Source organism: Streptomyces sp. NPDC002698 (genome assembly GCF_042888945.1).
Lineage (GTDB): Bacteria > Actinomycetota > Actinomycetes > Streptomycetales > Streptomycetaceae > Streptomyces.
On the sequence record NZ_JBIAQM010000081.1, the window covers coordinates 1 to 6,023 of the forward strand.

8 protein-coding genes and 1 pseudogene are annotated in these 6,023 nt (G+C 67.4%); 2 read left to right on the top strand and 7 right to left on the bottom strand.

All coding sequences use genetic code 11. The features are described from left to right. Positions 1 to 328: 328 nt before the first annotated feature. Positions 329 to 742 carry a hypothetical protein gene (locus tag ACFYW9_RS41260; protein ID WP_389160323.1) on the bottom strand — a complete coding sequence of 138 codons (414 nt, stop codon included), beginning with the start codon at positions 740 to 742 and terminating at the stop codon, positions 329 to 331. A gap of 13 nt (positions 743 to 755) precedes the next feature. Continuing rightward, positions 756 to 1,082: a hypothetical protein gene (locus ACFYW9_RS41265; RefSeq protein WP_389160326.1), complete on the bottom strand. Its 327-nt coding sequence runs from the start codon at positions 1,080 to 1,082 to the stop codon at positions 756 to 758. Between the two features lie 14 nt (positions 1,083 to 1,096). On the opposite strand from ACFYW9_RS41265, the pseudogene ACFYW9_RS41270 reads away from it, so the two are divergent. Beyond that, positions 1,097 to 1,555, top strand: a pseudogene (locus tag ACFYW9_RS41270) (hypothetical protein); the annotation flags it as partial. 44 nt (positions 1,556 to 1,599) lie between these two features. On the opposite strand, the gene ACFYW9_RS41275 reads toward ACFYW9_RS41270, so the two are convergent. The 5 genes from ACFYW9_RS41275 to ACFYW9_RS41295 form a co-directional block, all read right to left on the bottom strand. Next, complete coding sequence (locus ACFYW9_RS41275; protein ID WP_389160328.1) at positions 1,600 to 2,232, bottom strand: DUF6368 family protein; 633 nt, start codon at positions 2,230 to 2,232, stop codon at positions 1,600 to 1,602. 158 nt (positions 2,233 to 2,390) lie between these two features. Next, positions 2,391 to 2,840 (bottom strand): SMI1/KNR4 family protein, encoded by a 450-nt coding sequence (locus tag ACFYW9_RS41280; protein ID WP_389160330.1) that lies wholly within the window; start codon positions 2,838 to 2,840, stop codon positions 2,391 to 2,393. A 136-nt stretch (positions 2,841 to 2,976) separates the two neighbouring features. After that, a protein-coding gene (locus ACFYW9_RS41285) for an IS5 family transposase (protein ID WP_389160333.1) occupies positions 2,977 to 3,779 on the bottom strand; the annotation gives its coding sequence in 2 pieces (ribosomal slippage) (positions 2,977 to 3,563 and positions 3,563 to 3,779; 804 coding nt in all). 157 nt (positions 3,780 to 3,936) lie between these two features. Further along, positions 3,937 to 4,473, bottom strand: coding sequence for a tetratricopeptide repeat protein (locus ACFYW9_RS41290; RefSeq protein ID WP_389160335.1), 537 nt, complete (start codon positions 4,471 to 4,473; stop codon positions 3,937 to 3,939). A gap of 123 nt (positions 4,474 to 4,596) precedes the next feature. Then, positions 4,597 to 5,463: a helix-turn-helix domain-containing protein gene (locus tag ACFYW9_RS41295; RefSeq protein ID WP_389160336.1), complete on the bottom strand. Its 867-nt coding sequence runs from the start codon at positions 5,461 to 5,463 to the stop codon at positions 4,597 to 4,599. A 48-nt stretch (positions 5,464 to 5,511) separates the two neighbouring features. Between ACFYW9_RS41295 and ACFYW9_RS41300 the strand changes: the two genes are divergently transcribed. Beyond that, the gene (locus ACFYW9_RS41300; protein WP_389160338.1) at positions 5,512 to 5,808 is read left to right on the top strand and encodes a contact-dependent growth inhibition system immunity protein; all 297 of its coding nucleotides are present in this window, start codon (positions 5,512 to 5,514) and stop codon (positions 5,806 to 5,808) included. Positions 5,809 to 6,023 lie beyond the last annotated feature (215 nt).

Below are 6,023 nucleotides of genomic sequence, written 5' to 3' on the forward strand. Positions count from 1 at the left end.
CCGCCGGGCCCCAATCGAATTGAATTCGGACACGCCGAATTCACCCCGGCTGGGAGATCGTGCTGGTGGTTTGATTGCCGCATCAGCGGCGGAGGTGCCGTCGCGGAACCGTTCCGGCTCCGTGACAACTCGGAGAACTTTACGGATCCGCCGGGACGGTGTCAACCTCCCCTGTCAAGATCTTTTAGAGCGCTCCGGCAGCGGCGGATCAGCGGTGCCGGCCCGGCTCACCGGATCAGGAAGGCCGACGGATCCCTTTGCGGTTCACGGACGCGTGCCGACGGCGCACCTCGGCGCCGGCTTGTCCCGTGACCCGCGAGGCTGAGGGTCATGCCGGGTCAGGGTCGGTACCGATGGCGCCGACCGAGCGAAGCGAACGCCCGAGGTCTCCGGTGAGGATGCGGGGGTGTCGCCGCCACCACCAGAGCTCGGGGCCGGGCATTCCGTGGAACTGGTCGAGTGCTTGGCCGTCGTCATCGACAGTCGCGGCCTTGTACCGGTCGTCCAGAGCTTTGATCTGCGGAGTCCAGATCTGGACGATGTGCTCGTCCAGCAGGAGCCATGCCTCGTGCAGCCAGTTTCGGCAGTAGAGATCGTTGGTGTACTCGTAGATGTCGTCGCCGTAGCCGCGCTCGATGCCGCTCACCAGGGCGGCCCACGCATTCACCCGTTCAGCGACCGTGAAAGCCGTTCGCCAGCCGCGCTGGTGCAACAGCTCTCCCACCTGGGTGTCAGTAGCCACGGGCGTGAGGCTCTCATGTCGAATCCGTCCGGGCGACCGAGATACTCCTGTTCCCCCAGCGGTTCCAGAGCGTGTGATGCCAGACATCGGCGTCGGGACCCGGGCGGGTCACTGGCGGCAGAGGGCCTGGGCTGGTCTCGATCAGGTGCAGCAGCGACCAGGCCACGCCGTAGCAGTCGTCGGGACCGAAGCAGGCAGCCAGAGCGTGCGCTTCGTCGGCCGTGACGGGCGCGGAGATGGCTTCGAGTTGTCTGTATCGCCGGTCGACGATCTCCTCCTCGTCGGTGTCCCAGTCGGGGAGGGGGCCATCGGCGACGAAGGCCTGGACTTCGGGTCTCATCCGTGAATGCTCGACTGCTGCGGCTGCTCTGCGCAAGGTACGTAGCCGCGGTCAGGCGGCAGCCATGCCGGCCTGACGACCTCATCGCGACGGCCACCACCCGCCCGGTCAAGCTCGGCCAGCCGTTCACCCGCTGGTCGCTGCGCAAGCTGGTCGCCTACCTGCGCAAAGTGCACAGCCGGGTGATCCGCATCGGCCGTGAGGCGTTACGGTGCCTGCCCGCCCGCCCGCCGCAGCATCACCTTCCAGCGCACCAAGACCTGGAAGGTGATGCCGGACCCCGAACGGGAGACGAAGCCGGACCGTCTCGAGCACGTCCTGGACCGCTTCCCGGAGCGGGTTTTCGTCTTCGACGAGTTCGGCCGCTGAGGATCCGGCCCACCGCGGGCTCGGGCTCTGCACGCCTACCTCCGCCGGCGCAACGTCAACGCCCGCCACCGCGACGTCCTGGCCGCCGGACGCAAGGAACGCGCCCGCATCCGCAGCGAGAAAGGCATACGCCGCGGATCTGCCTGGTCTACTTGACCAGCCGGAAGGCGGGGTGCGCAGCCCAGGCCCGCAGGAACTCCGCCGTTCCCAGCGCCATCCAGTCGTCGTCCGCGATCCCCGACACCCCCGGAAGGCCGGCAACGACCGACGCCTGTCCGTCCAGCAGCTCGGCTTTGGCCACGCCTCCGATGACGTCCATGACAGCGGCGGTCAGCAGGGCCGTGGTCACGTGGTCGATCTCGCGATTGCAGCAGGCACTGACATTGACGGCATGGGTCGGTCTGAAGCCGAGGACGATCTCCACCTCGGGCTCGTCCGCGTGCTCAGCCTCGAAGGTGCTCTCGTCGCCGGCACCGGGCCCCATCAAGTAGACCAGGAAGGGCCGACGCCAGTCCTCGCGCTGCGGATTGAATCCCACCAGGGCCGTAAGCGCGTCGTCCGCGGTGGCGTTGCCGAGGAGTGGAAGCGGGAACGGCTTTCGCCAGTCCTCCTCTCGCCTGTCCTCGACGCCCAGTAGCTCTGCGGGCACGTTGACGTCGAAGAACCCGGGCCGCTTCTCAGCGAAGTGGGAGGAGAGCCCCACCATCAACGCGCGGAACTCCCGCAGCGCAGCCGGGGAGAGCGGCTCCGCCAACTCGATCACCAACGTCGGGCCAGACATGCTGGGAGCCTAGTTCGATCGGCTCCGCGACCGCTCAAATTTGTTCCCACACCGAGTCCAGCCGATCCGAGGACCGACGCCGCCGATCCGGCGAACCTATGCGGTCAAAGCACTGGAGACCTTTACAGCGCCTAACAGAATGGGCCCTGCGGGTTGATCTACAGAGATCCCGGCTCGCCGTTGGTGACGAACCGCGTCAGGGATTGCTCCAGCAGTTCCAGGAACTGCCGCAGGTCGTCGGCTACCTTGTCGAGCTCTGGTTCGTCCTGTGATGCCGTCCGCGTTCGATGAACCGACCCGTCAGGGCCCGCGAGGTAGGAGAAGCCGCCGCCGTTCGAGCCGATGGCCACCTTCTGGTCCGCGCCGGCATCGACAGCGCCGTGCTCCTGGAGTCGCAGAAGGACGTCACCTGCCGGGTCGAGGAAGTAGCCGTTGCCGACGTCCGCCCAGGTGACGTCGCCGATGCTGTCGTAGAAAGTGACCAGGTCAGCCGGGATAAAGCCCGCTTGGGCAAGCGCGCGAGCCGCGGTTTGATCGTCGCGGCTGGCCGGCCGGACCTCGTTGGTGCCGGGGGGAAAGCCGTGCCGACGCTCGAACTCGTCTGTCATTGCCGTGAGGATCCCGGAGACTCTGTCTGTCCACGAGGCCAGCCAAGCGGGTGAAAGCGAACGGTCACTCATGAGGCCGGATCATGGCATGAGCCACGGACATCCATGACGTGACCAGCGGCCTTGCACCCCACCGTCAGCCCAATGCTCTGAGTTGTCGGTGCGTGATGAGGCAGCAGGCGAGCTTCAGGAACGCTTCGTGGATGTCGGCTCGCCTTTCCCACCGGATCCGCAGACGTCGGAAGCCGTGCAACCAGGCAAAACTCCTTTCCACCACCCAGCGGTAAGTACCCAGCCCGGTGCCGTGTCGGGTGCCGCGGCGGGCGATCGCGGGCACGATCCCACGGGCGCGAACCTGGTCGCGGTAGATGTCGTGGTCGTAGCCGCGGTCGGCGAACAGCGAGTCCGGCTTGCGACGGAGACGGCCGACCCGACCGCGGACCGGCGGGATCGCGTCGAGCAAGGGCAGGAGCTGGGTGACGTCGTTGCGGTTGCCGCCCGTCAGCAGGACAGCCAGCGGGGTGCCGTGCCCGTCAGTGATCGAGTGATGCTTGGAGCCGGCTCGGCCCCGGTCGACCGGCGAGGGGCCCGTCTGCATCCCCCCTTTTAGTGCCCTGCCGTGGGAGGAGTCGACCACGCAGCGGGACCGGTCCAGTCGCGAGGCCGCGTTCAGTTCGGCCAGCAGCACCTCGTGCAGTCGTTGCCAGACGTCGGCTGGTTTCAGTCCCGCAAGCGGCGCCAGCACGTCATGCCCGAGCCGAAGCCGAGGTCCTGCGGCAGGTACTCCCACTGGATCCCGGTGTGCAGCACGTACAGGATCCCGCACAGCACCTGCCGGTCCGGCAGCGGCTTGCGGCCCGGATGCCGAAAGCGTCGCTCACGCTGCGGCAACAGCGACTCCAAGCAGTGCCACAGCTCATCCGACACGATCCACGGCAACGTCCCCACACCGAACCGAACGCTCAACTACCGCCCTGGACATGGCCCTCAGGACCGAGCCACCTCATTGTGTTAGCCGCTGTTAGAGGACCGGTTCGCCGTTCTGCTGTCGCTCCGGCCGGAGTTCGATCCGGCCGCCCACGTCACCGCCGATGACTCATCCCTCCCCTTCCCGCGGCCCGTCGTCCGTCTGCTGCACGCCGTCCAGATCGTCGGCGTAGTGCTCGATCGCCCGCCGGTAGTCCTGCACCCGGCGGTCGCTACTGGTGGCGGCCACCGTCTTCAGCAGCAGCCGCACCGCCTCGCGGCCTTCACCGTCGTTGTACAGCGCCATGGCCAGGAAAGACTGCAGCGCCGGATCATCCGGGAACTCCTCAAGCGCATGCCGCAGGGTCCGCACGGCCGCCCCGTAGGAGCCCAGGACCCGATGAGTGCTTCCCAGCCCGAGGAAGGCCCCGTGACGATCTTCCGGAGACAGTCCCGCACCGCCCAGGGCCCGCTCGTAGAACGGAACGGCCTCGGCCTCCAGGCCGAGGACATCGTGCGCCCAGGCCGTCTGATAGGCGACTTCGGCATCCTTCGGATACCGCTCGGCCAGCTCCGTCAATTGTTCCCGGGCCTGCCCAGCCCTGCCCTGCTCCCGCAGCTGCACGGCTCGCGCCAGCGCGGCATCCCTCTCGTGATCATCACTCATGGCACCCCACGCTGGCACACCGCACCCAGTCGGCAAAAGCACCCGCCACACCACAGTCAGCACAGAGCAAGCGGCTGTACGGATACGGCGGGCTGCTCTGCGAGCCGTAGTCGGCGTCGGGGTTCAGTCGCCGGCCCGCTCCACCGGAATCCACACCTCCGCGTCCGCGTGCGTACCGTCCTCGGACACCCGCGTGCGCGAGAGCGACGGACCCGGCCGGCTCCGGTACGGGTTCGACGGGAACCACTGCGTGTACACGTCTCGCCAGAGGTACTGCACCGCCAGCGGGAACGGGCCCGAGGACTCGAACACTGCCCACGTCCCCGGCTCGACGTCGAGGCTGTCCGAAGCGCCGGGCACCTCCGCGTCGCTCACCACCCCTTGGAAGTAGTCGATTTCGGTGCCCTCCGCGTCGTCCGCGGAGTGGTTGCTGACGGCGGCCACGACACCGCCGGGCTCCCCGTCCGCGTACTCCGCCCAGCGCCCCAGCGTCTCCTTGCCGATGCTCTTGACGAACTCCACGATGGCCGGGTTCATCCCCTCGTAGACCAGCGGGACCTGTGTCCCCCTGCCCACGAGCCTGAACCCGTCCTTCTCCACTACCCGGTACCGCATGCTGGTGCTCCCTTCCACGATCAGCCGGAAGGACATCCGCGGCTGGGATTGCAGCGCCGCACCCGTCCGCCGCGCCTCGCCGGGACCGACCCCGTGCACGGCGCGAAAGGCACGTGCGAACGCCTCGCCCGAGCTGTACCCGTACCGCACCGCGACATCGAGCAACGTCCGCTCTCCGGCGAGCACTTCGGCCCCGGAGAGCGTCAGCCGCCGGCGGCGGATGTACTCGGAGAGCGGGATGCCCGCCAGCGCGGAGAACATCCGCCGGAAGTGGTACTCCGACGTCATGGCGATACGGGCCAGCTCGGTCGCGTCGATGGGCTCGTCGAGGTGGTCCTCGATGTAGTCCATGGCCTGATTCAGCCGCTCCAGCACTCCTGGCCGTCCTTCCCTTACGGATCCCCACGCTAGGGAAGTCCCACTGTGCCGGACCCGACATCCTGTGCCCGGCACGGTCGGGTCAGCTCACCTGCACGCCTGCCTGAGCACGACCGTTGGCCGGCCCCGCCGACTGACTCAAGTCGCCTTGTTTCGAAGGCTCATGCCCTTCGGTGTCGGCCGATCGGCGGGCTGACCGTCGAGGACTTGCGTCTGTTGATCGGGCAGGGCGAGGGACTCGCTCATCTTCTGCCGCTCGCCCTGGAGGTGCTGCGGGACGACCCGATGGCCCAAGGTGACATGTACGAAGGCGATCTGCTGTCCGCCGTTCTCACCAGATGAGAAACAAGTTCGGGGTTCCAGCAGCAGGGCTGGCTCATCGTCAACGGGCGTCGATTCCGCCGTTGTTCGGATAGGCGTTGTTCGGATAAGTCCTGAACGCAGAAAACCCCCGGACCGGTATCCCCGGTCCGGGGGTTTTCTTCAAAATTTGTTCGGCGGCGTCCTACTCTCCCACAGGGTCCCCCCTGCAGTACCATCGGCGCTGTGAGGCTTAG

Excerpts from the sequence above, each read along its gene's own strand:
- ACFYW9_RS41265 (WP_389160326.1), bottom strand. The coding sequence starts at position 1,082 with ATGAGACCCGAAGTCCAGGCCTTCGTCGCCGATGGCCCCCTCCCCGAC.
- ACFYW9_RS41290 (WP_389160335.1), bottom strand. The coding sequence starts at position 4,473 with ATGAGTGATGATCACGAGAGGGATGCCGCGCTGGCGCGAGCCGTGCAG.
- ACFYW9_RS41280 (WP_389160330.1), bottom strand. The coding sequence starts at position 2,840 with ATGACAGACGAGTTCGAGCGTCGGCACGGCTTTCCCCCCGGCACCAAC.
- ACFYW9_RS41275 (WP_389160328.1), bottom strand. The coding sequence starts at position 2,232 with ATGTCTGGCCCGACGTTGGTGATCGAGTTGGCGGAGCCGCTCTCCCCG.